The sequence below is a fragment of the Roseovarius sp. D22-M7 genome (assembly GCF_037083785.1).
GTDB lineage: Bacteria > Pseudomonadota > Alphaproteobacteria > Rhodobacterales > Rhodobacteraceae > Roseovarius.
In genome coordinates, this window is the sequence record NZ_JBAPKY010000030.1 from 1 (window position 1) to 23,118 (window position 23,118).

Sequence of the window (23,118 nt, forward strand, 5' to 3'; positions counted from 1 at the left end):
CCGCTTTTCCCGGCGCTGATCCAGCTTGCGCATGGGCAGGCCGACAGCGAGGCGGTCGCGGAACTTCTGGCAGAGCCCGACGACGATCCCACCGACCTCGAGGCGCTCGATGCCGTCTGGGAAGAGGCCGAGGTCACCTTCGGCCCCGATCCGAATGCGGGCTGCCCGCAGGTGCGCGACATGCTCGCGCAGATGGACCCCAAACCCGCGACGCCCGGCACGAAGCGTGCCTCGCATGCCGCTGAATAGGAGCAGATGACATGTTCGGAAATTTCGATATCAACTACCTGATCTTCGGCATCCTGCCCTATGCGGTTCTGGCCGTCGCGCTGATCGGGACCATCGCGCGCTACGAGCGTGATCCCTTCACCTGGAAATCCTCCTCCAGCCAGCTTTTGCGGCGCAAGCAGCTGATGTGGGGCTCGATCCTGTTTCACGTGGGCATCATCGTGCTGTTCTTCGGTCACCTGATCGGGCTCTTCACGCCGATCTGGGTGCTCGATGCCCTCGGCATCAGCTACGGGTTCAAGCAGTGGGTGGCGGTGATCCTCGGCGGGACGGCCGGGCTCGCGGCCTTCGTGGGCGCCAGCATGCTGCTGCACCGGCGGCTGTTCGATCCCCGCATCCGCGTTAATTCCAGCTATGCCGATATCGGCATCCTCGCGATCCTGTGGCTGCAGATCGTCATCGGCATGGGCACGATCGTCCTGACGCTGGAGCATATGGATGGCGGCAAGATGGTGCTGTTCATGACATGGTCGCAAAGCGTGATGACCCTTCAGCTCAACGCATGGGCCGAGGTCGTGAACGTGCACTGGCTCTACAAGGTGCATATCGTGCTGGGCATGGTGATCGTGGCGCTGTTCCCGTTCACACGGCTGGTGCATATGCTGTCGATCCCGATCCGCTACGTCACCCTGCGCCCCGGCTACCAGATCGTGCGCTCGCGGCGCAACCGCCCGCTGGAGGACCGCCGCCGCGCCCATGACGCCGCCGAGGCGGCGAAGGGCCCCTCGATCACGACGACCCCGGCGGAGTGAGCCTGATGAACGCCCTTTTTCCCGACGTCGTCGTCAATGGTGAAACCATCGCCCCGGCCGCCATCGCGGCCGAGGCCCAGAACCATCCCGGCCCCGCGGGCAAGCCCGGCATCGCCTGGCGCAAGGCCGCCCAGGCGCTGACCATCCGCGCCCTGCTGCTGCAGGAAGCGGCCCGTCGGGGCCTGCAGGCCGAGGTGCAGGAACTGGCCCCCGGCCGGTTCGAGACCGAGGACGAGGCGACGATCCGGACATTGCTCGAAGAGGCGGTCGAGCCAGCGGAAGTGACCGAGGCGCAGATCCACGCGGAATGGGCGCGCGATCCCGAGCGCTTCCGCACGGCGCCGCTGTGGGACGTGTCGCATATCCTGTGTGCCTGCGATCCGCGCGACGAGGAGGGCAGCGCCGCCGCCCGGTCCCGCGCCGAGGCGCTGCTCGCGCGGCTCGACGGGGACGCCAAGGGGTTCGCGGCACTGGCCGCGCGCGAAAGCGAATGCGGGTCGAAATCCGCGGGTGGCGCGCTCGGCCAGCTTGGCCCCGGCGACACAGTGCCGGAATTCGAGGCCGCACTGCGCGGGTTGACGGCGGAAACCGTCACGCCGGAACCCGTCCAGACGCGCCACGGCTGGCACATCATCCGGCTGAACGCGGTCGCCCCCGGGGCGGTGCTGCCCTCCGAGACGGTCGCGCCGAAAATTGCGCAGGCGTTGGAAAAGGCCGCCTGGACCGCCGCCTCGCGCGCCTTCATCGCCGCCCTCGCCGACCAAAGCGACATCCAGGGCGCGACCCTCGACCCGATCTGAACCCCGCGAAAGGGCCGGTCATGGCAGCCACGACCCGAGATCCAAGTTCGCCTGGAAAACCTCTGGGCCCGACCGGCCCCGCCCACTGGGCCTGCCCGCTCGCAGTCATCTCCCGGGACCAGGCCCGCATGCGCGAGATCTGCGACGCTCTCGACAGCGTCGCGAGGGCCCGAACGCCGGACCCCGACCGGGCAGGGCAGGAGCTGCGCTTTCTCGACGCCGATCTCGCCGCGCATCTGCGCGACGAGACCGACGACCTCTTTCCGCTGCTGCGCCGCCGCTGCCCGCCCGAGGATGACATCGCGCGGGCATTGGACCGGATCGGGACCGACCTCGATGCGGTGCGCGACTGTTTGCCGAAGGTGCGCGAGATCCTCGGCGCATGCCTCGAGGCCGGGCGCGTGCCGACCGCGCCCGAGGCTGACTGCCTGGCCCGCTTCACGCGTCACACCCGCCGGCACGTGATCGCGGTCAAGGCCATTCTTCTGCCGCTGGCCCGCGCCCGGCTCACCCCCCGCGATCTGCAAAGCCTGTCCCTGCGCATGCAGGCGCGGCGCGGGATCACCCCGGAACCGGAGGATCCGTATGCTTTCTGACCTTCTGTCGCGCAACCGCGACTGGTCCGCGCAGCAAACATCGCAGGACCCCGCATATTTCATCCGCCTTGCCGCCCAGCAGGCCCCAGAATTCTTCTGGATCGGCTGTTCGGACAGCCGGGTGCCGGCGAACGTGGTCGCCGGGCTCGATCCCGGTGAGGTCTTCGTCCACCGCAACGTGGCCAACGTGGTGCATTCGTCGGATATGAACCTGCTTTCGGCGCTGGAATTCGCCGTCGAGGCGCTGGCCGTGCGCGAAATCATCGTCTGCGGCCATTACGGATGCGGTGGCGTCAAGGCCGCGACAGAGACCCTGCCGCACGGGTTGGCCGATCACTGGCTGGAACCGATCCGGCGGCTGGCGCGCGCCTATGCCGTCGACCTCGGCAGGGAAGCCGATATGGAGCATCGGCGCGACCGGCTGGCCGAATTCAACGTCGTCGAAGGCGTGCGCCGCGTGGCAGAGACCCCGATCCTGCAAAAGGCATGGGCCGGCGGTGCGGATCTCCGCGTGCATGGTTTGATCTACGGGTTGAAGGACGGCCGTCTTCGCGACCTCGATTGCAGTCTGGGGCCGGGGCATTTCGAAGGGAAGACATCACAATGACGATCCATCATGCCATCGCACCTTCGGGATGCGGCTGCGACGCCCGGGATGTGGCGAAGACGTTGATCACAATCGATCAGGCGCTGGCCGTCATCGCGGCCCATGTGCCTCCGGCTGACGGCACACAGGCGGTCGCCCTGGCCGAGGCGTCGGATCGTATCCTCGCCCAAACGGTGTATTCGCAATGCATGGCGCCGCCTTTCGACAACGCGGCGATGGATGGCTACGCGGTCATGACGTCTGCCCTGACGGGACGCGGTCCGTGGCTGCTGCCGGTCGTGCAGCGCATCCAGGCGGGTCAGGGCGCGCCGGACCCTCTCTGCGGCGTCGCGGCGGCCCGCATCCTCACCGGTGCCCCGATCCCCGACGGTGCCGATGCCGTGGTGATGCAGGAAGCCGTCACCCGCGACGGGGATCACATCCGCCTCGACGCGCGCCCCGCGGCAGGGTCGAATATCAGACGCGCCGGCAGCGACATGGGGGCCGGCACCCGCGTACTCGACGCCGGATGCCGCCTTGGCCCGCCAGAGATCGCCGCCTGCGCCGCCGCAGGTGCCGGGGTCGTGCGCGTTCGCCCGCGCCCGCGCGTCGCACTGCTGGTCACCGGCGACGAGGTCCGCAACGTGGGGGCGGCTCGGTCGGATGCGCAGATCTGGGACGTCAACACGCCGATGCTGGCCGCCGCCCTGACCCGGGCGGGGCTCGATCTGGTCGCGACAGGTCAGGGCGCCGACAATCCCGAGGGCCTCACCCGCCAACTGGCCGACATGGCCGCCCATGCCGATCTGGTCGTCACCACCGGCGGGATCTCGGTCGGCGACGCGGATCATGTGAAACCGGCGCTGGCGCGCCTCGGGGCGGAGCTCCTTTTCAGCGGTGTCGCGATCAAGCCCGGCAAGCCGGTGTCGTTCGGGCGCCTCGGGAATGCGGTATGGCTTGGCCTGCCGGGCAATCCGCTATCGGCCTTCGTCACCTGGCAGGTTTTCGGCACAGCTCTGGCCAGGGCACTGACAGGCGAAACGGCGGGCGGACCGGCCCGCCGCCATGCGGTCACCGCGCGGCGCCTCGGCCGCAAGCCGGGGCGGTGTGAGCTGCGTCTTGCGACACGCGTCGGGTTCGACGCCGCGGGCCGCGAGATCGTCACCTTCGACGATGCCATCCATTCGGGCCGCGTCGGTGGGCTGCCGCGCGCCGACGGCCTGATCTTCCTGCCCGCCGAGGTCGAGGATCTGCCAGCCGGCGCGCTCGTCGATTTCCAGCCCTTGCGGCAAATGTAAGGACCCTTGATATGACGCTTGCCTATACCATTGCACCGGGGCGCGGTAACACGGACCTGATCCTCGAAGGGCTCGCCGCGAACCTCTCCAACCGGGGTTTGCGGTGCTGCGGCACCGTCCAGATCAACACCGAGCCTGCGGATGAAGGCCCGTGCGACATGGATGTCCGCGTTCTGCCCGATGGCCCTGTCCTGCGCATCAGCCAGAGCCTCGGCCCGTCCGCACGCGGCTGCCGGCTCGATCCAGCGGCTCTCGAGGTCGCGGTCGGGCTGGTCGAGTCTCGTCTTGCCGCCGGTGCCGATCTGCTCATCATCAACAAGTTCGGAAAGCATGAAGCAGAGGGGCGGGGGTTCCGGGCCGTGATCGCCCAGGCCGTTGACATGGACCTGCCCGTTCTTGTCGGTGTCAATGCGCTGAACCGGAAGGCGTTCGAGGACTTCGCCGAGGGGCTCGCCATTCACCTGCCACCCAAGCGCGGCGCGCTTGCCGACTGGGTTTTGGACATGGTGCGCGCACGGCTCGCGGATGCCTGAGCATGTCCTCATGAATCGTGCGGTGTGAATCGGCATGCATGTTTTGGATGCCCCTTCGGCTCCCGGATTTTCTGAGCATGTGAGCGGGTGCGGTCATGTTGCAGGCATCTCGGGAGCGCTTGTAATGGACGGGCGCAGTCATTCATCATCCGGTCATTACTTTCGCGACGGTGCTCGGAACACCGTCTTCTGGTCGCGGGGCGTCGCGAAATTCGCAAGACAAGGCTCTTCAAGGGGTTCGGCATGCCGCTGCGCCGAACCGGCAACCGGACCGGATCGATGCAAGGATCAGGAACAAGGACGCGCCACATGACAAAATGTACCAGAAAGAGGACGTTCCGTCACATCATTCTCGCCTGTTTGGCGGTGGTCGCCGGTTCCCTGACCGGGCCGTTGGCGGAGGCACAGGAGACGCAACCGGTTTCTCCGAACCTCACGCCGAAACTTCAGGATCTGCTGCGCACGGAAATGCGCGCCGTCGAAGACGCCAGCCGGGAGATCTTGTCGGCACTGATTGCCGGCAATGACGCGCGTGTCGCAGAGCTTGCACAGAATATCCATGACAGTTTTATCCTTAAGCAGGAAATGACGCCACAGGACAAGCAGGCTCTGATGGCTGCGGTGCCGGACGATTTCGTGGCGCAAGATCGGGCCTTTCATAACCTTGCAGCAGGGCTTGCCAAAGCGGCACGCGATGGTGACAGCGATTTGCAGCTTGCGGAATTCGGTCGAATGATCGAGGCCTGCACCGCCTGTCATGCGCGCTATGCGACGGATCGCTTTCCCATGCTCGCGGAATAGAGACTTTGCGCTTGCGCAATGCATAGCCGATTCTCTACCTTTTGCAGATGAACTGCGGGCTACCTGCGGATCTGCCTCGGCATCTGCGTTGCTGATCTTGTTCTCCGGCGCACTCTAATACTGCCGACACCAGCGGGTCATTTTTCGTGGGCCAGATGGACGCAAATTTCCGCGACCAGTTTGATCTGCAACAAAGTCGTGTTGTCGTTCCGGCCGCAAGATAAAGTTATGGAACATATTCAGACCCTCAGAGAGCTTGGCCTCTTCGACGCGCGCGTGCCGCGCTACACGTCATATCCGACGGCGGCGGTCTTCACACCGCAGACCGGGGCAGAGTTTCAGCAGGAGGCACTCCACGGTCTCGATCCGGATGTGCCTGTGTCGGTCTACATCCACATCCCGTTTTGCGAACGCCTGTGCTGGTTCTGCGCCTGCCACACCCAGGGGACCCGGACGCTCGGCCCGGTCGAGGCCTATATCGCCACACTTGAGGCGGAGCTTGATCTGATGCGGCGCACGGTGCCTGCCGGGCTTCGCATGGGGCGGCTGCATTGGGGCGGCGGCACGCCGACGATCCTGCCGCCGCCGCTGATCCATCGCCTGGCGCGCGCGATCCGCGCGGTGTTTCCGCCGGAGGACGGGTTCGAATTCTCTGTCGAGATCGACCCGACGATGGTCGATCGCGCCAAGATCGAGGCGCTTGCCGCCGAGGGCATGACCCGCGCCTCCATCGGCATTCAGGATTTCGACCCCGAGGTGCAGGCCGCGATCGGCCGGATTCAACCGTTCGACGTCACGCAAGCCTGCGTCGATGACTTGCGCGCGGCCGGGATCACGTCGCTGAACACCGATCTCGTCTACGGGCTGCCGCATCAGACACCGGAGCGGATCACCGATACAATCGCCAAGGTGCGCAGCTTTGCACCGGATCGGGTGGCCCTCTTCGGCTATGCGCATGTGCCCTGGGTGTCCAGGCGACAAAAGCTGATCGACGAGGCTGCGCTGCCCGATGACATGGCGCGCTACCGGCTTGCGACCCTCGCCGCGGCGCAATTCGCCGAAGCCGGGCTGACGGCGATCGGCATAGATCACTTCGCCCGCCCGGGCGACGCGCTCGACACGGCCCTCAGAACCGGGCGGCTACGGCGCAATTTCCAAGGCTACACAGCGGATACCTGTCAGACACTGATCGGTCTCGGGGCCTCATCGATCTCGCGCTTTCCGGCGGGCTATGTGCAGAATGCCCCTGCGACGGCGGCCTATATCCAGCGGATCGAGGCGGGTGGGTTCGCCGGATCGCGGGGCTATGCCCTGACCGACGAGGACCGGCTGCGCGCACGCGCCATTGAACTCCTGATGTGTGACTTCATGATCGATCTTGACGCTCTTCAGGCGGAATGCGGACCGCGCGCCAAGACCCTTTCGGACACCCTCACCCGCATCGCCGCCAAGTATGACGGGGTCGTGCGACTGCAGAAGCATCAGCTCGAAATCACGCAGAAGGGCCGACCACTGACGCGCATGATCGCCGCCGAATTCGACCAACACGTTCCGGATCGTATGACGTATTCCCGTGCATCCTGAATCTTGACCGGGACTGAGATCGGTCCGCATGACCTTCAGGACAGTTTCGTTCATCGAAAATGTCAGGCGGCGTGGTTGCGGAAGTCACGCGTGATGCGTGACTGCCCTTATACCAACCTGCACGGATCAGAACTCTTGTGCCTATTGGCGGCATCCGATGGAGGCGATGCGGTCGGGCTGGCTGGTCAGTTTGTTCCACGCGGCACAGCAATGATCGAGGATCTCATCATAGGACTCGAAGATGCGGTTGGAGCGCCAATTATCGCGCATGAATTGCCAGATGTTTTCGACGGCGTCGAGTTCCGGAACATTTGGCCGTCAGCGGGAGGACGCAGATATTTTCGGGCATGACGAGCGCGCCGGTCATATGCCAACCGGCCCGATCCATGAGCACGACGGCATGGGCACCCGGCGCCACGGTTCGGGCGATTTCGGCAAGATGCAGGGTCATCGCGTCGGTATTGCAGACCGCCAGGACAAGCCCTTCGCCCTTGCCCAGGGCCGGGCAGATAGCCCCGAAGACATGGCTTGAGATGGTGCGCTGATCATGCGGCGCCGAGGGGCGTGTTCCGCGTGTCGCCCACCGGCGCGTGATCTTGCATTCCCGACCTACGCGCGCCTCGTCGTGGAACCAGACCTCTATTGCAGTGCCTTGCGGAAGGCCTGAGCCACCTTTTCCAGCCCGGTTGAAATCGGGCACTAAGCGCGCTGTCTCGCTATCGCTGTTGCATAGGTAGGGATCGATCGGGCTCTCTCCCCCGGAAAGCCCCTACCGCGTTTCTGGCGGATCCTCGAAAGCATGAGAAAATCGTCGGAGACGTTCTTGATCGGCCAGTACGTGCCGCGCCCACGCGTTCTGGTTTCATGTCTCCTGCGATCGGCGGCTTGGCCGGAGATCATCGAGGATGGCGTAGAAGGCGGGCAGGACCAGCAGGACCAGCACGGTTGCACTGAACAGACCGAAGACCACCGAGATCACCAACGGTTTTACCGTCTGCGCCTGCGTGCTGGTTTCCAGCAGCAAGGGCGCGAGGCCCATGAGCGTGGTCGAGACCGAGACCACGATGGGCCGAAAGCGATCGCGGCTGGCCAGTCCGGCGGCCTCGGTTGCAAGGGTTCCCTCGCCGATGCGGCGCTTGATCACCTGCACCAGAAGAATGGCGTTGTTGACCACGATCCCGGCCAGCGATGCCGCCCCCATGATCGACGGCATCGAGATGTTGTAGCCCATCAGCAGATGCCCCAGAACCACACCCACCAGAGCCAGCGGAATTGTCAGCATGACGATGACCGGCTCGACATAACTGCGGAACTGGAAGGACAGGACGACATAGATCCCCACCAGCCCGATCAGGAACCCGCGAAGGATGGACCCCATGGTTTCGGCGGAATTCGCGTTCTGGCCTTCGATGGCGACGGAGACATCCGGGAATTCGCGGGCAAGATCCGGCAAAAACCCGGTGGTCACATCGCTGACGATGGCATCGGCATTGCTGATGCGCCCGTCCACATCGGCGGCGATCGTCACGGTGCGCCTGCCATCGACATGGGCGATGCTGCCCCAGCCCCGGCCCTCGTCGATCCGCGCGATCGTGGCGAGCGGTGTGCGCGTGCCGTCGGGCAGGCGTATCTCGAAGGTGGTCAGATCTTCCAGCGTGCTGCGATCCGTCAGGGCCTGTTCGATCTCGATCTCATGGGCGATGTCGCCGTCCTGCACCGTCATGACGATCCGGCCGAGGAAGGCGGCCCCCACCTGGTCGGCAAGATCGCGCCCCGTCAGCCCCAGACCGGTGGCGCCATCGGCCAGTGTCAGGCGCAATTCGGGGCGCCCCGGGCGCAGATCGTGCATGGCATTGTAGACACCGTCATAGGTCTCGAGCTCGGCCACCAACCGGTTTCCGGCCTGTTCGAGAGCGCGCAGGTCCGATCCGGAAAGACGGATCTCGACGGCCCTGCCCTGCGGGCCGATGCCCGGCTCGGTCAGGGTGATTGCGATCGCGCCGGGTACCTTGCCGATTTCCGCGCGCCACGCGGCGATCAGTTCGTCGAGGGTGGTCGCGCGCCGCTCTGCGCCCAGCAGATCAGCCGATATCGTCGCGACATGCGGGCCGGCCTCTCCGGCGCTGGCGTTCCTGTTGAAGATGGTCTGAACCGTTTGGACCAGTGCCGCGCCTTCGGGCTGCATCGGCGACAGCCTCTGGTCGACCACGTCCAGGGCCGCCGTGACGCGGGCCGCGACCTCTTCGGTTCGTTGCAACGGCGTGCCCTGCGGCATGAGGATGCGCGCCTCCAGCACGTCCCCGTCGATATCGGGCAAGGCCTCGCGCTGCACGTGCCCGCCGCGCAGCAGGCCGACGGTCACGATCATCGCGGCCAGCGTCAGGCCGGTCACCAGATACCGCCATGTCACGGCCGCGTCGACGAGGCGGCCAAGCCCGCGGTCGCGTATCCGGTCGAAGCCCCGCTCGAACCCGGCGCGAAACCTCGATTGCGGGCGCTCTGCCGATTTCAGCCCGTGCGACAGATGATGCGGCAAGACCCAGAAAGCCTCGATCAGGCTCGCGGCGAGGGCAGCGATCAGGACCACGGGCAGCACCTCGAGCACCGCGCCCAGATCTCCCGACAGGAACGACAGCGGCGCGAAGATCGCCACGGTGGTCGCAAAAGAGGACAGCACCCCCGGCAAGACACGTCTCGTTCCCGCGATCGCGGCCTCGATCCGCGAAGCGCCGTTTCGGGCCTCATCCGCGATGGCATCCGAGATCACGATGGAATCGTCCATGACGATCCCGATGGCCATGAGCAGCGCGACCAGCGTGATCATGTTGAGCGACAGCCCGGTCACGGCCATCACGACGAAAGCCCCCAGGAAGGCGACCGGCAGCCCGAGCGCGGCCCAGATCGCATAGCCGGGACGAAAGAACAGGCTCATCACACCGACCACGAGGATCAGCCCGATCACCCCGTTCTGGACCAGCATCGTCAGACGGTCGCGCACGATGCTGGTCATGTCCTGGACAACCTCGATGCGGATTGCCGGCGGCAGGCGGTCGCGTTCCGCGGTGACCAGCGCCTGCACCGCGTCGAAGACCCGCAAGGCGTCCGACCCAAGGGACTTATCGACCTGCAGGAACGCGGCCCGCTGCCCGTCGAGATAGGCGCGCTCCTCCTCGGGGGTGTAGGTCTCCTCGATCGAGGCGATCTGCCCGAGGGTCAGTTCCGCCCCGTTGGGCCGCGACAGGACGACGATGCGGGCCAGTGCCTCGGGGCTGCGGCGCTCCTCGGCGAGGCGCAGGGATATGTCCCGGGCGCCGGTCTCGAGGCTGCCGAGGGGGCGGTCAAGGCTTTGCGCGCTGATCCGGGTGGCGAGATCCGAGACGGTCAGCCCGTGCTGCAGCAGCACGGCGCGGACCACCGTGATCCGGTATTGACGTTCGCCAAACCCGGTCATGCCGACCTCTGCAACATCCGGCAGCGCGGCGAGCCTGTCCTGCAGGTCCGCGGCATAGAGTTCGAGCTGCGCGGGCGGCATGTCACCGGCCACGGCCACCGAGGCCACGGCATCCGAGCGGTGCAATTGCCGCACGATGGCCGGGTCGGCCTCTTCGGGGAAATCGTCGACGGCCGAAATCTCGGTGCGCAGATCGGTGACAAAGCGGCCCGCATCCCCGCCCGGCGCCATGGTCGCCACGGCGCGGGCAACGTTTTCCTGTGCGGTGCAGGTCAGTTCCTGCAGGTGTTCGACGGCGTCCACCGCGTCCCAGATGCGGCGACAGATCGCGTCCTCCACCTCGGTGGCCGTGGCGCCGCGATAGATCACGGAAATCTCGGCCTCGGTGTCGCGGAAATCAGGAAAGGTCTCGCGCTTGAGGGTCGGGGCGGCCATGATGCCCGCCGCCACGATGAGAACCAGCAGAAGGTTGGCCGCGGTCGGGTGACGAACGAACCAGGCGATCATTCGGGTGGCTCCGCCACGACCACGCGCAACCCGGGCAATGCGGGCACGATGTCGTCGAGGATCACCTCGTCGCCAGCGGTGATGCCCGCGGCGATCACGCTCTCGCCCGACTGTGTCCAGGCCACGGTCACCTCGCGAAGTTCGAGGCGCCCGTCGGCGTTGCGCAGATAGACGGTATCACCGCCATGCACCGCCGCTGCGGGCAGCACGATGACCGGCTCGCCAGCCGGCCCCGTCAAGGTGACCTCGACATACATGTTCGGCACCAGCGGCAGGCGGGTTGGCGGGTTCGCCCCCTCGTAGGGCGCGTCCACCGCGATCACGGCCGGAACCGACCGGGCCTGCGGATCGAGACCGTTCTCGACACGGATGATCCGTCCGCGCCAGACCTGATCGGGATCCGACACCAGCCGCACTTCGGCGGTGATCCGGTCGAGTATCGCGTCGCGTCTGCTCGCGTCGAACCGCATGCCGTCGGGTGCGGCGGCGCCCATCAGACGCGGAAAGCTGTCGAGGGACATCTGCGCCACGATTTCCGCCCGCGCGATGCCATCGGCCTGGATCAGGGGCTGACCGCCGGTCACGTATTGATGCTGCTCCACATGCACATCCCCCACCCGCAAATCAAAAGGCGTATCGATCCGGGTCATGCGCAGATCCCGTTCGGCACGGGCCTTGGCCGCGTCGGCGCGCGCGATCTGCGCATCGAGACGCGCGCGGCGCACCGGGATCAGGGCCAGCGTGTTCTCAAGCTCCTGCACCGTACGGCGCAACGACAGGGTGGCGCGTGTCTGCTCGTCCAGCCGCGCCTGCGGGACCGTGCCCTGTTCGGCGAGCGTCCGCACACGGACCAGATCGGATTCGGCAAGGGCCAGCCGGTCCCGTTCTATTTCCAGGATCAGGCGGGTGTTCTCGGCCTCCTGTGCGATCTGCCGGCCTTCGGTCCGCAGGGCGGTCAGATCCGCCTCGGCCTCCTTGAGGGTCGTCTCGTAGCGGCCTCTATCGATTTCGAGCACATGTGTGCCCGCGGAAATCATGTTGCCGGTCTCAAGCTCGGGATGGCGAAAGGTCACCGCGCCTGCGACCTCGGCCACCGCCTGCCAGCTCTGCGCCGCCCGCACGGTACCGTAGCCGCGCAACACGGGGGCAATCGGTCGTGCCTCGGCTATGATGGTGCGCGCCGAGACCTCGCGCTCCTGTCGGTCGGTCTGCGCAGGCGGCGCGGCGGTCGAGACAAGCCAGATCGCACCGCCGATGCCAAGGACGACAGGTGGCAGAAGTCGCAACATGCGCCAGAGCTTCATGATCCATCACCTTTTCGTCGCGTGGCCACCGGCAAAAGGATAGATCCCACTCTTTGGACGAAAGCACAACACACCCTCAGCCGCTGTGCGCATGCATCCCGGGTCACGGGTGCGGTCCGGGCCGAGGCTGCAGGCGGCCGTCATGCGTCGGAGAATGCTCGGCTAAGCGGGTTATGGGAATCGCCGTCAGTCGTTTCGCTGCTGCCGTATCCTCTTCCAGGCCTTCGGGAACGTTGCGGACAAGCTGACCGAAAGCATGGGCGTCCAGCCAGAATCGAGCGCATCGCGGTGAGTTGCCACGAACTTTTCGAACCGTTCGGGATGGCGATGTTCGTGCACCGGCGCGGCGAGGATCAAGGTATCGATTCCATCGAGGCTGATTTCGATGGTTTCGTCCATACATCCACGACACGCGTATCGTGCCCGGCATTGCACAGTTCGACCTCGACAAAGCGCGCGATCCTGGCTGTCTGGCCTTCTTGGGTCGCATAGACGATTAGGACGGTCATTGTTGATCTCTTTGTCCGGGGCACATGTGTATAGAAAAGCCGATATCCAATCTGGAGGTCTCGAGACATGTCAAATCCGGATCCGGGCCGAGGATCGCCGCGATGCAAGCCCGGCGCAAAGGTTCGCTATCTTGGCAGTATCACAGGACAAACGCGTCGAGCCGCAAGCGCCCCACCCCACCGTAATGGCGTGGGACACTATCCTCGCCTGTGACATACGGCTTGGTAACCGGTGCGGGGCCAGATCTGCGCAACTGTGAGACCACGATTTTCGGTGGAGGTCACGGTTCCTGCTGCCACTTTTATACGGAAGCGTGGCCCGCGTGCTCACACCACGAGCATCCAGACAATAATCAGGCTGATCACCAGATAGACCAGCGTATTGACCATCCAGCGGATAAGACCTGCCTCTCCCTCGGGGTCTACACCCAGACGTTCGCACGCTTTCGTTCCGGGCCACAGAAATGCTTCGGACAGCTTAGTCATCGCGTTCACTCCTTGCTAATTGAATCTTCGATCAAGAGCATAGCCCTTTTATTAGGTATTGCAAATACCCATTAAGGTTGAATATCGTCGATGATGCCCAGATTTGATAAAGAGTAGGGTGTCAACCATGTGTTGATGCGCCCAATCTTGACCCAAGTAGACAAGAGCCCAAAAACTTGAAATAGAACCGAAATTTTTACCTTGGACGGGGTTGTGATCGACGCCGATCATGACCCCGAGGGCAGGCAAGCAGCACCATCGCCAGCGCAGCCCAGCCAGACCCGAACAGGAAGAAGGGCCGGACCCCGTAGCTGAAGAGCGCGGGTCCCTGCCAGGTGCGCATTTACTCTGCCGATGTCCGTGTGGTGGTCAGTCTCCGGCGGGATCGGTTCCCGCGTCAGCCGTATCCATGAGCGCCCGGATGTGCCGGGCGAAATACCATGTCGCCGGTGCCCCGATCAGGCAGCCAAGCCCGATCGACCATTCGGTCGAGGCGACTGGCCCGCCAACCCAGCTGAAGATCAGCGAGGCGAAGAACACGTTGACCGCCGCCGCCCCGGCCCCGAACGGGTAGAGCGCAAGGGCGATCTTTCGCGTGGACCAGCCCTGCCGGATCATCGGCGGGAGACCAGCCGCTGCACAGCGATCATGGCGACGACAAGGGCGAGGCAGGCCACGGCGTACCAGATTTCGGCGGTGGCGGATTGCGCCTGCGGAATCGGCCGGTCGAACTCTTCAGCCAGGACGGGCGATGCAAGCAGTGCGGGCAAGGGAAGCACAAGTCGGCGCATGTCAGGTCTCCTGTGTCAGGGTGCGATAGATATCGGGCAGCGCCCGGGTCAGGCGCTCCGGATCGGGCAGCAAGGTGAACCCGCCGCGCCCGAAGATCCGGGCGAACCAGTCCTGCCCGTCCTCGTCGATGACGATGCCGTGCAGGCTGTGGCCGGCGTTGCGGGCCTCGCGCACGGCCATGTGGCTGTCCTCGATACCGTGCTGACCCTCATAATGGTCAAGGTCGTTGGGCTTGCCGTCGGTCAGCACGACCAGCAGCTTGCGCGTGCTCGGCTCGTCGGCCAACCGGGAACTGACGTGGCGGATAGCGGCCCCGAGACGGGTGTAGTGGCCGGGTTTCAACGCGCCGACATTGGCGATGGTATCGGGCGACATGGGCTCCCTGAATGCCTTGCAGCGGGTCAGGAAAACCCGGTCGCGGCGCAGCGAGGAAAAGCCCCAGATGCCCAGCCGGTCGCCTGCCGTGTCGATGCCGCCCGCCAGCGCCGCCATCGCTTCGCGCGCCACCTCGATCACCGAGGTATCGCCGATGGCCGCCTCGGTCGACCGGGACGTGTCGATCAGGAACGCCACCGACAGGTCGCGCTCGGTCTGCCGCGCCGATTGCCAGATCCGGTCGGAGCCGCGACCGGTGGCCATGAGGTCGGCCCGCGCGGTCAGCAGCGCATCGAGGTCAAGCTCGGTGCCGTCGACCTGGCGCGGTTGCAGGATGCGGCGCGGTCGTAGCGCTTCGAACTGGCGGCGCACCTCGCGCATCCGGCGCTCATCCGGCACGAAGGGCGGGCCCTCGGGGCGAGCGGGCGCCTCCAGAACGCGGCAATGATCCGGCATGTAGCTGCGCGCGCGGTGGTTCCATTCCGGGTATGTATGTTCCCCGGCCAGCGCTTCATGGTCGGCGTCCGCGGGCGACAGGTCCAGATGCAGGCGCAGGCGCGTGGCCGCCTTGCGGTCCTGTTTTGACAGGGTGATCTCGTCCTGGTCCTCGGCGGCCTTCTGGGCGTTCTCGTCATCATCATCGTCGATACTGCGGTTGATATTCATCGACTCCACCCAGGACAGGATCGATTCGAAGCGGTGGAGGATGAAGCTGTCCTTGCGGGTATGCTGGTCCTGATCCTTGCGATTTCCCAACTTGCGCGTGGTGCGGGCGGCGCCGGGCGGCGGTGCGGCGAGATCGATCTGATCCTCGTCCGCGGACTGTCCCGAGGAGCTGTCGGCAAACCGCAGCCAGATCGGCACCGGCGCGAACGGCATGTGGTCGCGACCGGAGGGCACGGTGTCGAGCACGGAATCGCTGCCGCAGAGCTGATCGCGGATGGCCTGCTCGATGCGCGCCTCGGGCGACGGGCGCACGACAACGGGGCGGGCCGCGAGACAGTGCCGGGCCATCAGCGTGTAGGCCTCGCGCAATCCCGGGCAGGCCGCGCGGACCGCCTCGCAGGCCGCCATGTTGGCGCGGATCTGGGCCGCGTCCTGCGCCGGGCCTTCGGGCGGCAGCTCCATCGCACCGGGCGCGGATGTTGCGGCCATCGCGGCCAGCCAGAAATAGGCGGCGCGGTTGAGCGCGGGGTCGGGAAACGCGGCTATGAACGGCGGCAGGGCGAGCCGCTCGCCATCAAAACTTGCCACCCATTCGCGGTCCCGCTCCGCCCCCAGCTTGCGGCGCAGGGGGCGGCGGTGGCGAGCGAGCGTCGGCGCGACCTCGGCCAATTCGACACCCGGCGCGCCGCCCAGGGCGCGGAACAGGATGGCGAGGCTGGGCCGCACGGAGGCGAGCGCGATGGCGGCGTCCGGATAGCTCACCTCAGCGCCGATCCGGCTGGCCATGTCGTGCCAGATATTGCCGACGGTTTCCTCGGGCTCCATCAGGTCGAGCAGGTGCATCGCCGTCACCCGTAGATCGTCGACACCAGATCGTGCAGCGCCCGCCGCACGTCCGGCTCGTCACTGAGCGGTTCGATGATGGCGGCATCAAGCGCCTGTTCAACGCCCATGCCCCCCGCCATAAGCGTGGCCCCATAGATCAGCAGCCGGGTCGAGACGCCCTCTTCGAGGTCCATGCCCGACAGGTTGCGGATATGCCCGGCCAGCCGCACCAGCGGGGCGACGCGCCCGCGCTCGAGGCCACTTTCGCTGGCGACCACGGCGATCTCGGTCTCAGGGTTGGGAAAGTCGAAGGAAATCGACAGGAACCGCTGGCGCGTCGAAGGTTTGAGCCGTTTCAGTACGTTCTGGTAGCCGGGGTTGTAGCTGGCCACCAGCATGAAGCCCCCGGGCGCCACGAGTTCCTCGCCCGTGCGGTCGATCATCAGGGTCCGGCGGGTGTCGGTCAGCGGGTGAAGCACCACGGTGACATCCTTGCGCGCCTCCACCACCTCGTCGAGATAGCATATGCCGCCTTCGCGCACCGCGCGTGTCAGCGGCCCGTCGACCCAGACGGTCTCTCCGCCCTTGAGCAGGTAGCGCCCGATCAGGTCCGCCGCCGACAGGTCGTCATGGCAGGCCACGGTATAAAGCGGCTTGCCCATCTTCGCGGCCATGTGCTCGACAAAGCGCGTTTTCCCGCAACCGGTCGGCCCCTTCAGAAGAAGGGGTAAACCGTTTTTTTGGGCCGTCTCGAACAGGGCGCATTCGCGCCCCGTGGCCTCGTAGAACGGCAGGGTGGGTGTCGTTTGCATGTTCATGGCTCATTCTCCGGGAACGGGGTTTGCGGGGCCGGGGGCGATCACCTCGCGCTTGCGCACCACGAGGATCGAATAGATGAACAGCAGCGCGCCGATCACCACCACAAGGCCGGACCCCCAGCGCATTATGTAGAATATCGTGAGGCTGTCCTGCACCTCCATGTAGTAGTCACCCACCACGCGCTGCATGTGCGTCTGGATGGTGCCCGCGAAGGTCAGCACGAATGTCATGAACGCCATGCCACCCGTCATCAGCCAGAAGGACCCCATGTTGATCACCTGGTTGTAGGGCTCACGCTGGCGCAGCATCGGCATCGCGTAAGTGATGATCGCAAGGTTCAGCGCCACGTAGGCACCGTAGAAGGCAAGGTGGCCGTGGGCTGCGGTGATCTGCGTGCCGTGGCTGTAGAAGTTCACGCCGTGCAGGGTGTGCAGGAACCCCCAGACGCCGGCGCCAAAGAAGGCGACCGTGCTGGACCCCAGCGACCACAGCAGCGCGGCCTTGTTGGGGTGGTTCCTGCGGCCCTTCCAGACCATCACGAAGGCAAAGGTCATCATCAGGAAGAACGGGATCACCTCGAAGGTCGAGAAGATCGAGCCGACCCACTGCCAGTAGCCGGGCAGACCGATCCAGTAGAAATGGTGCCCGGTTCCGAGGATGCCCGAAAAGAGTGCCGTGGCGACGATGACGTAGAGCCATTTCTCGACCACTTCGCGGTCCACCCCGGTCAGCTTGAGCAGCAGGAAGGCCAGGATCGCGGCCATCACCAGCTCCCAAGTCGCCTCCACCCAGAGGTGCACGACGAACCACCAGTACATCTTGTCCAAGGAGAGGTTGTCGGGGTTGATGAAGGCAAACACCCAGAGCAGCGACAGCAGCCACAGCCCCATCAGAAGAACGCTCGTGATCGCCGTCTTCTTGCCCGCCAGAACGGTCATCGAAATGTTTAGCAGGAAGATCAGCGCGCCGACGAGGATGCCGAACTTGACCCAGAGCGGCTGTTCGAGGAATTCGCGCCCGCCGTGGATGCCGACCAGGTAACTGCCAACCGCACCCAGCGTGCCGACCACGAAGATGATCAATTGCAGGTAGGCCAGCTTCGGCGACCAGATCTCCCGCTCGGCCTCCTCGGGGACAAGGAAATAGGCGGCGCCGAAAAAGCCCAGCAACAGCCACACGATGAGGGCGTTGGTGTGGATCATGCGGATCACATTGAACGGCAGGATCTCTGACAGGAAATTGGGCGAGACATAGATCCAACCCGCCAGCAGCCCGCCCAGAACCTGAATACCGAACAACGCCATCGCGGCGAGGAAGTACCAGTAGGCGACACTTTGAGTTTCGTATTTCATGGGTGGAACCTCCTTATCCGGCGTCGTTGGGCGGCCAGCCTTGGGTGTCTGTCTGATCGGCCCAGCGCAGGAATTCCGCGAGGCCGCGCACGTCCTCGTCGGTCATGTCGTAGGCGGGCATCTGGCGGCGGCCCTCGACGCCGCTGGGCTGGGCATCGATCCAGCCCCGGAGGGCGCCGAACGCGGCCTCTGGGCTGTCGAGCACGCCCCAGCGCGTCATCACGTTGCCGAGCTCGGGCGCGAAATACGCCCCTTCGCCGTGCAGGGTGTGGCAGTTGATGCAGGAGTGTTGCTCCCACACGTGCTTGCCGTGGATGACATCCTCGCTGAGCGGCATGCCGGCGGTGGAGGCCGTCACGACGTAGTGATGCGAGTGCCAGGTCATCAGCACGAACACGACTACGAAGAACAGCGAGCCTCCGTAGAAGATGTTGCGCGCCCGGGATTTCGTGAGGAATTCAGCCATGTGCGGGCCTCCTTGAGTGCGGGGTGCCCGTTTTCTAGCGGCGCGTCCGGATGCGGAGTTTGTGCCAGCGCAACGTTTGGCGTCATTTCCCCGTTAGGTTGGTCGGTGAGAGGAGGCCGGCATGACGAAGCCGCCAATCGACGACCCCAAGCTGCCCCTAGCCGATCTCATGACGGCATGGCCTGAGACCATCCCGGTCTTCGTGCGGCACAGGATGCTCTGCGTCGGCTGTTTCGTCAGCTCGATCCACACGGTGACCGATGCCTGCATCGCCTATGAGCTCGACAAGGACCTGTTCCTGCGTGAGCTCATGCGCGCCGCCGGGATGGCCTGAGAGCGGTCAGCCCTGCGCGAGCACCACGAGGGCGTGGGGCTCGCGCACCGTGATGCGCTTGCGCTTGCTCTCGATCAGGCCCCGCCTCTCCCATGCGCTGAGCAGCCGGCTCACCGTGTGCAGCGTCGTCGCGGTCAGTTCCGCGAGGTCCTGGCGCGTGATCGGAAAGTCGATCTCGATCCCCGTCTCGACCTTGCGCCCGGTCTGGCTGATCAGGCGGAGCAGCGCGTTGGCGACCCGTTGCTCAACCTGTTGGGTGGCCATCTCGGTTACCCTTTCGTGCAACTCGTCAACCCGGCGACCCACGGTCTTGTGTGTTTCGGTAGCAAAGCCGTCATAGCCCCGAACGAACGCATCCCACAGGGCCATCGGCCAGCTCAGGGCGAGCGACTCCGAAGCGGCCACCGCAGTCGCGGGATAGCTGTCGCGCCCGATCGCCCTCGCGATACCCAGCAGTTCACCCGAGGGGATGTAAAGCGCCGTGACCTGCTCGCCGTTGGCCGTGATGCGGATGACTCGGACATAGCCGTCCAAGAGCATGTAGAAGCGGTCTGCAGGATGTCCCTCCTCGAAAATGGCCGTTCCCGCATCATAGCGCCGCGAAGATGCCAGATCGAGGATTGTTCTGATCTGACGCCCCTCGAGCCGCGAAAACGGCGTCAGATGCGTCAGCAGGCTCTCGTCGAGCCGCGGCAGGGTCTTGCGTACGGGACCGTCAGCCATCCAGACTTCCTGCCACAGTTTTCTTTTCGAGCCAACGCTGGTTTCGTTCCCGATCATGCAAAAGTTGGTAGTGCCCCGGGAAGTGGTGTAGGAACTGGTGTCCACCTGCTTCTTCATAGCCGGTGTCGCTCGTTCACTGTGCGGCAATCATCGGCGCCGCATCGGGATCGTCGCACATTGCGGTCAGCTTTTCCACCGGCATGTAGCGGCGCGAGACGGCCCACTCGTCATTCTGTTCCAGCATCAGCGCACCGACGAGGCGGATGACGGCCTCGCGGTTGGGGAAGATCCCAACGACGTTGGTGCGGCGCTTGATCTCCTTGTTGACGCGTTCCAGCGGGTTGGTGCTGTGCAACTTCGAGCGCAGGCTCGCGTCAAACGCCATGTAGGCCAGCACATCGTGCTCCGCCTCATCCATCAGCTCGGCGACGTCGCGGAACCGCTCGCGCAGGCTGTCGGCGACCTCGCGCCAGCGGACGTGGGCCTGGTCGCGGTCCTTCTCGGCGAAGACGGTCTTCACCACGGCGCTGACCACCGGCTTGTTGGTCTTGCCCACGCGGGCCAGCAGATTGCGCTGGAAATGCACGCGACAGCGCTGCCACCCTGCGCCGAGAACCTTGCGTGCGGCGGCCTTCAACCCCTCATGGGCGTCGCTGATCACCAGCTGCACGCCCCGCAGGCCGCGGCGGGTGAGAGACCGAAGGAAGTCGGCCCAGAACGTCTCAGCCTCGGACGGCATGACGGTGATGCCCAGGATCTCGCGCCGCCCGTCGGTGTTGACCGCCACGGCCACTATCACCGCCATCGAGACGATCCGCCCGCCTTCGCGCAGCTTCACGTAGGTGGCGTCGAGCCAGAGAAAGGGCCAGTCGCCCTCAAGGGGCCGGTTCAGGAACGCCTGCACCCGCTCGTCGATCTCCTCGCAGAGCCGCGAGACCTGGCTCTTCGAGGTGCCCGTCAGCCCCATCGCGCGCACCAGATCATCAACGGCGCGGGTGGAGACGCCGTGGATGTAAGCCTCCTGGACGACCGCCATCAGCGCTTTCTCGGCTGTCCGGCGCGGTTCCAGGAAGGTCGGAAAATAGCTGCCCTTGCGCAGCTTCGGGATGTTCAGCCCGATCGTGCCGGCCCGGGTATCCCACTGCCGCGGCCGGTAGCCGTTGCGCTGGTTCTCGCGGTCCGGGCTGCGTTCGCCGTGGCCCGCGCCGCACACGGCAGCCACCTCGATATCCATCAGCCTCTGTGCGGCATCCTGGATCAGCTCGCGCAGGAAATCCGCGTCGTCGCTCTTGGCGATCACCCCCGGAAGGTCGATCATGGTGTCGGTCATCGTGCTCTCCTTCGTTGTCTTCGGTCTTCAAGCAACCTCAAACTACGAAGAAGCGCGGTGGCCACCACCCCGGCTGCGCGCTGCGCTACGCCAGGGGCTCCGCGCGCGGCCTCCTACACCACCCGGTGGGGCACTACCCAAAAGTTTGTGCCAGCGCAAAATTCGCAATCCATTGGACCGGTAATATTCCCCTCAATCGCAACGACGATCTGAAAGGAAGAAACCGATGATCCGCACACTCGCAACCAGCCTCGCCCTCTCCGCCCTGATGGGCGGGAGCGCTTTTGCCGAAACCTTCGACGTCAAGATGCTAAACAAGGGCGGGGACGGAGAGCGCATGGTCTTCGAGCCTGCGTTCATCCAGGCGGCGCCCGGCGACACGATCAGGTTTCTCGCCACCGACAAGGGCCACAATGCCGAAACCAATGACGGGATGCTCCCCGAAGGTGCCGAAGGATTCACAGGCCGCATCAACGAGGAAATCGAGGTCACGCTGACCGAAGAAGGCGTCTACGGCATCATCTGCAAACCGCATTTCGCTTTGGGTATGGTAATGACCATCGCCGTTGGCGATGCGGAAATCCCCGCGGACTTCTTTGAAGGCCGCGTGCCGCCTAAAGCCAAGCAACGCTTCGAGGCGCAACTCGAGAACTTCTGATCCGCCCCTGGCGCGCGGACCGATCGGCCAACCGCCACAGCCAACCCCAAGGAGGGAACCATGACCAATTTCACCAAATCAGGCCCGATGACGACCACCCGCCGCAACGTGTTGCGCGGATCGGCGCTTGCCGGTGCCGCCGCGATGACCGGCGCCGGTGTTGCGGCCACGCCGCGGACGCCGACATACGACAAGGTCAACGAGACCTCTGCACGGCTCCACAAGGCCGCCGCCGAACAGAGCGCCGACAGCACGGCGAAACCCGCGGACCTTTCGGGCTATACCCGCGTCAGGCAGGAGCTTGTAAAGCCGCCCTTCGCGCCCGAGCACGAGCAGGTCGCGACGGGCGGACCCAGGATCGTCGAGATCACCATGGAAACCCCCGAGCGGCTGATGACGGTCGACGAGGATACCGGCGCCGAGGTTTGGGCGCTGACCTATAACGGCTCGGTCCCCGGCCCGCTGATCATCGTGCACGAGGGCGACATGGTCGAGCTGACCCTGCGCAACCCGGCCGACAGCATGATGGAGCACAATATCGACTTTCACGCCTCGACCGGTGCGCTGGGCGGCGGCGGGCTGACCCATGTCTATCCGGGCGAGGAATGCGTGCTGCGCTGGAAGGCTACCAAGGCCGGCTGCTTTACCTATCACTGCGCGCCGGGCGGCGCGATGATCCCCTATCACGTCTGCCACGGCATGAACGGCGCCGTCATGGTGCTGCCGCGCGACGGGCTCAAGGACAAGGACGGCAATCCGCTGCGCTATGACAGCATCGCCTATATCGGCGAGCAGGACTACTACCTGCCGATGGACGAGACCGGTGACTACAAGACCTATGCCGCCGCCGGCGACGACTACGAGGACAGCCTCGCGGCGATGCGCACGCTGGTGCCGACGCACCAGGTGTTCAACGGTGCCGTCGGGGCCCTGACGGGCGACGGCGCGCTCAAGGCCAAGGTGGGCGAGACGGTTCTGATGGTGCACAATTCATGCAACGTGGACAGCCGCCCGCACCTGATAGGGGGGCATGGCGATTACGTGTGGGAAAGCTCCTTCACCGACCCGCCGCTCACGGGCATGGAGACGTGGTTCGTCCGCGGCGGCAGCGCGGCGGCGGCGATGTATACCTTCGAGCAGCCGGGCGTCTACGCCTATGTGAACCACAACCTGATCATCGGGGCGATGCTCGGCGGCACGGCGCATTTCGTTGTCGAGGGCGACTGGAACAACGACCTGATGGAACAGGTCGTCGCGCCGCGCCCGATCTCGATCTGAGCTGA

General features: G+C 65.3%; 23 protein-coding genes and 2 pseudogenes. 12 read left to right on the plus strand and 13 right to left on the minus strand.

Features of this window, described 5'->3' with window-relative positions; genetic code table 11:
- The 9 genes and pseudogenes from V8324_RS13570 to hemN form a co-directional block, all read left to right on the plus strand.
- Window positions 1-249 (plus strand): annotated as a pseudogene (locus tag V8324_RS13570) (nitrate reductase molybdenum cofactor assembly chaperone); the annotation flags it as partial.
- Between the two features lie 11 nt (window positions 250-260).
- Entirely contained in the window at window positions 261-1,040 is a 780-nt protein-coding gene (gene narI, locus V8324_RS13575) for a respiratory nitrate reductase subunit gamma (RefSeq protein WP_336420467.1), read from the plus strand.
- A gap of 5 nt (window positions 1,041-1,045) precedes the next feature.
- On the plus strand, window positions 1,046-1,840 hold the full coding sequence (locus V8324_RS13580) for a peptidylprolyl isomerase (protein ID WP_336420468.1): 795 nt from the start codon (window positions 1,046-1,048) through the stop codon (window positions 1,838-1,840).
- A gap of 20 nt (window positions 1,841-1,860) precedes the next feature.
- Window positions 1,861-2,436: a hemerythrin domain-containing protein gene (locus tag V8324_RS13585; protein ID WP_336420469.1), complete on the plus strand. Its 576-nt coding sequence runs from the start codon at window positions 1,861-1,863 to the stop codon at window positions 2,434-2,436.
- Window positions 2,426-3,043 (plus strand): carbonic anhydrase, encoded by a 618-nt coding sequence (locus V8324_RS13590; protein WP_336420470.1) that lies wholly within the window; start codon window positions 2,426-2,428, stop codon window positions 3,041-3,043. The genes V8324_RS13585 and V8324_RS13590 overlap by 11 nt, the downstream gene beginning before the upstream one ends.
- Complete coding sequence (locus tag V8324_RS13595; RefSeq protein ID WP_336420471.1) at window positions 3,040-4,320, plus strand: molybdopterin molybdotransferase MoeA; 1,281 nt, start codon at window positions 3,040-3,042, stop codon at window positions 4,318-4,320. Before V8324_RS13590 ends, V8324_RS13595 begins: the two co-directional genes overlap by 4 nt.
- Window positions 4,321-4,331: 11 nt before the next feature.
- Window positions 4,332-4,853 carry a DUF2478 domain-containing protein gene (locus V8324_RS13600; RefSeq protein WP_336420472.1) on the plus strand — a complete coding sequence of 174 codons (522 nt, stop codon included), beginning with the start codon at window positions 4,332-4,334 and terminating at the stop codon, window positions 4,851-4,853.
- 309 nt (window positions 4,854-5,162) lie between these two features.
- Complete coding sequence (locus tag V8324_RS13605; protein WP_336420473.1) at window positions 5,163-5,654, plus strand: cytochrome c; 492 nt, start codon at window positions 5,163-5,165, stop codon at window positions 5,652-5,654.
- 228 nt (window positions 5,655-5,882) lie between these two features.
- On the plus strand, window positions 5,883-7,238 hold the full coding sequence (gene hemN / locus V8324_RS13610; RefSeq protein WP_336420474.1) for an oxygen-independent coproporphyrinogen III oxidase: 1,356 nt from the start codon (window positions 5,883-5,885) through the stop codon (window positions 7,236-7,238).
- 141 nt (window positions 7,239-7,379) lie between these two features.
- On the opposite strand, the pseudogene V8324_RS13615 reads toward hemN, so the two are convergent.
- The 11 genes and pseudogenes from V8324_RS13615 to V8324_RS13665 all read right to left on the minus strand — a co-directional run.
- Window positions 7,380-7,890, minus strand: a pseudogene (locus V8324_RS13615) (IS630 family transposase); the annotation flags it as partial.
- Window positions 7,891-8,100: 210 nt separating this feature from the next.
- On the minus strand, window positions 8,101-11,196 hold the full coding sequence (locus tag V8324_RS13620; protein ID WP_336420475.1) for an efflux RND transporter permease subunit: 3,096 nt from the start codon (window positions 11,194-11,196) through the stop codon (window positions 8,101-8,103).
- On the minus strand, window positions 11,193-12,500 hold the full coding sequence (locus V8324_RS13625) for an efflux RND transporter periplasmic adaptor subunit (RefSeq protein WP_336420476.1): 1,308 nt from the start codon (window positions 12,498-12,500) through the stop codon (window positions 11,193-11,195). The genes V8324_RS13620 and V8324_RS13625 overlap by 4 nt, the downstream gene beginning before the upstream one ends.
- A gap of 186 nt (window positions 12,501-12,686) precedes the next feature.
- Window positions 12,687-12,899 (minus strand): flavodoxin domain-containing protein, encoded by a 213-nt coding sequence (locus tag V8324_RS13630; RefSeq protein WP_336420477.1) that lies wholly within the window; start codon window positions 12,897-12,899, stop codon window positions 12,687-12,689.
- Between the two features lie 437 nt (window positions 12,900-13,336).
- Window positions 13,337-13,495 carry a hypothetical protein gene (locus V8324_RS13635; RefSeq protein ID WP_336420478.1) on the minus strand — a complete coding sequence of 53 codons (159 nt, stop codon included), beginning with the start codon at window positions 13,493-13,495 and terminating at the stop codon, window positions 13,337-13,339.
- Between the two features lie 369 nt (window positions 13,496-13,864).
- On the minus strand, window positions 13,865-14,113 hold the full coding sequence (locus tag V8324_RS13640) for an NnrT protein (protein WP_336420479.1): 249 nt from the start codon (window positions 14,111-14,113) through the stop codon (window positions 13,865-13,867).
- Window positions 14,110-14,286, minus strand: coding sequence for a protein NnrT (locus V8324_RS13645; protein ID WP_336420480.1), 177 nt, complete (start codon window positions 14,284-14,286; stop codon window positions 14,110-14,112). Before V8324_RS13645 ends, V8324_RS13640 begins: the two co-directional genes overlap by 4 nt.
- A 1-nt stretch (window position 14,287) precedes the next feature.
- A complete protein-coding gene (locus V8324_RS13650; RefSeq protein ID WP_336420481.1) occupies window positions 14,288-16,171 on the minus strand; it encodes a nitric oxide reductase activation protein NorD in 1,884 nt (627 codons plus the stop codon).
- Between the two features lie 5 nt (window positions 16,172-16,176).
- Complete coding sequence (locus V8324_RS13655; RefSeq protein ID WP_336420482.1) at window positions 16,177-16,971, minus strand: CbbQ/NirQ/NorQ/GpvN family protein; 795 nt, start codon at window positions 16,969-16,971, stop codon at window positions 16,177-16,179.
- Window positions 16,972-16,974: 3 nt separating this feature from the next.
- On the minus strand, window positions 16,975-18,324 hold the full coding sequence (locus V8324_RS13660; RefSeq protein WP_336420483.1) for a cbb3-type cytochrome c oxidase subunit I: 1,350 nt from the start codon (window positions 18,322-18,324) through the stop codon (window positions 16,975-16,977).
- A gap of 13 nt (window positions 18,325-18,337) precedes the next feature.
- On the minus strand, window positions 18,338-18,790 hold the full coding sequence (locus V8324_RS13665) for a c-type cytochrome (RefSeq protein ID WP_336420484.1): 453 nt from the start codon (window positions 18,788-18,790) through the stop codon (window positions 18,338-18,340).
- A 121-nt stretch (window positions 18,791-18,911) separates the two neighbouring features.
- Between V8324_RS13665 and V8324_RS13670 the strand changes: the two genes are divergently transcribed.
- Window positions 18,912-19,124 carry a DUF1858 domain-containing protein gene (locus V8324_RS13670; RefSeq protein ID WP_336420485.1) on the plus strand — a complete coding sequence of 71 codons (213 nt, stop codon included), beginning with the start codon at window positions 18,912-18,914 and terminating at the stop codon, window positions 19,122-19,124.
- Window positions 19,125-19,130: 6 nt separating this feature from the next.
- Here the strand turns inward: V8324_RS13670 and V8324_RS13675 are convergent, their stop codons facing one another.
- Both V8324_RS13675 and V8324_RS13680 read right to left on the minus strand, forming a co-directional pair.
- Window positions 19,131-19,847, minus strand: a complete 717-nt coding sequence (locus V8324_RS13675) for a Crp/Fnr family transcriptional regulator (protein ID WP_336420486.1) — start codon at window positions 19,845-19,847, stop codon at window positions 19,131-19,133.
- A 133-nt stretch (window positions 19,848-19,980) separates the two neighbouring features.
- Entirely contained in the window at window positions 19,981-21,177 is a 1,197-nt protein-coding gene (locus V8324_RS13680) for an IS256 family transposase (protein WP_336420487.1), read from the minus strand.
- A gap of 226 nt (window positions 21,178-21,403) precedes the next feature.
- Here V8324_RS13680 and V8324_RS13685 point away from each other — a divergent pair, with 226 nt between their 5' ends.
- The gene (locus V8324_RS13685) at window positions 21,404-21,835 is read left to right on the plus strand and encodes a pseudoazurin (RefSeq protein WP_336420488.1); all 432 of its coding nucleotides are present in this window, start codon (window positions 21,404-21,406) and stop codon (window positions 21,833-21,835) included.
- Between the two features lie 60 nt (window positions 21,836-21,895).
- Window positions 21,896-23,113: a copper-containing nitrite reductase gene (nirK, locus tag V8324_RS13690; protein WP_336420489.1), complete on the plus strand. Its 1,218-nt coding sequence runs from the start codon at window positions 21,896-21,898 to the stop codon at window positions 23,111-23,113.
- Window positions 23,114-23,118: the final 5 nt, after the last annotated feature.

Coding starts and splice junctions, on each gene's coding strand:
- V8324_RS13675 (WP_336420486.1), bottom strand. CDS start 19,847: ATGGCTGACGGTCCCGTACGCAAGACCCTGCCGCGGCTCGACGAGAGC.
- V8324_RS13680 (WP_336420487.1), bottom strand. CDS start 21,177: ATGACCGACACCATGATCGACCTTCCGGGGGTGATCGCCAAGAGCGAC.
- V8324_RS13655 (WP_336420482.1), bottom strand. CDS start 16,971: ATGAACATGCAAACGACACCCACCCTGCCGTTCTACGAGGCCACGGGG.
- V8324_RS13620 (WP_336420475.1), bottom strand. CDS start 11,196: ATGATCGCCTGGTTCGTTCGTCACCCGACCGCGGCCAACCTTCTGCTG.
- V8324_RS13660 (WP_336420483.1), bottom strand. CDS start 18,324: ATGAAATACGAAACTCAAAGTGTCGCCTACTGGTACTTCCTCGCCGCG.
- V8324_RS13640 (WP_336420479.1), bottom strand. CDS start 14,113: ATGATCCGGCAGGGCTGGTCCACGCGAAAGATCGCCCTTGCGCTCTAC.
- V8324_RS13665 (WP_336420484.1), bottom strand. CDS start 18,790: ATGGCTGAATTCCTCACGAAATCCCGGGCGCGCAACATCTTCTACGGA.
- V8324_RS13590 (WP_336420470.1), top strand. CDS start 2,426: ATGCTTTCTGACCTTCTGTCGCGCAACCGCGACTGGTCCGCGCAGCAA.
- V8324_RS13595 (WP_336420471.1), top strand. CDS start 3,040: ATGACGATCCATCATGCCATCGCACCTTCGGGATGCGGCTGCGACGCC.
- hemN (WP_336420474.1), top strand. CDS start 5,883: ATGGAACATATTCAGACCCTCAGAGAGCTTGGCCTCTTCGACGCGCGC.
- V8324_RS13625 (WP_336420476.1), bottom strand. CDS start 12,500: ATGAAGCTCTGGCGCATGTTGCGACTTCTGCCACCTGTCGTCCTTGGC.
- V8324_RS13605 (WP_336420473.1), top strand. CDS start 5,163: ATGACAAAATGTACCAGAAAGAGGACGTTCCGTCACATCATTCTCGCC.
- V8324_RS13585 (WP_336420469.1), top strand. CDS start 1,861: ATGGCAGCCACGACCCGAGATCCAAGTTCGCCTGGAAAACCTCTGGGC.
- V8324_RS13630 (WP_336420477.1), bottom strand. CDS start 12,899: ATGGACGAAACCATCGAAATCAGCCTCGATGGAATCGATACCTTGATC.
- V8324_RS13635 (WP_336420478.1), bottom strand. CDS start 13,495: ATGACTAAGCTGTCCGAAGCATTTCTGTGGCCCGGAACGAAAGCGTGC.
- V8324_RS13645 (WP_336420480.1), bottom strand. CDS start 14,286: ATGCGCCGACTTGTGCTTCCCTTGCCCGCACTGCTTGCATCGCCCGTC.
- V8324_RS13580 (WP_336420468.1), top strand. CDS start 1,046: ATGAACGCCCTTTTTCCCGACGTCGTCGTCAATGGTGAAACCATCGCC.
- nirK (WP_336420489.1), top strand. CDS start 21,896: ATGACCAATTTCACCAAATCAGGCCCGATGACGACCACCCGCCGCAAC.
- V8324_RS13650 (WP_336420481.1), bottom strand. CDS start 16,171: ATGCACCTGCTCGACCTGATGGAGCCCGAGGAAACCGTCGGCAATATC.
- V8324_RS13600 (WP_336420472.1), top strand. CDS start 4,332: ATGACGCTTGCCTATACCATTGCACCGGGGCGCGGTAACACGGACCTG.
- narI (WP_336420467.1), top strand. CDS start 261: ATGTTCGGAAATTTCGATATCAACTACCTGATCTTCGGCATCCTGCCC.
- V8324_RS13685 (WP_336420488.1), top strand. CDS start 21,404: ATGATCCGCACACTCGCAACCAGCCTCGCCCTCTCCGCCCTGATGGGC.
- V8324_RS13670 (WP_336420485.1), top strand. CDS start 18,912: ATGACGAAGCCGCCAATCGACGACCCCAAGCTGCCCCTAGCCGATCTC.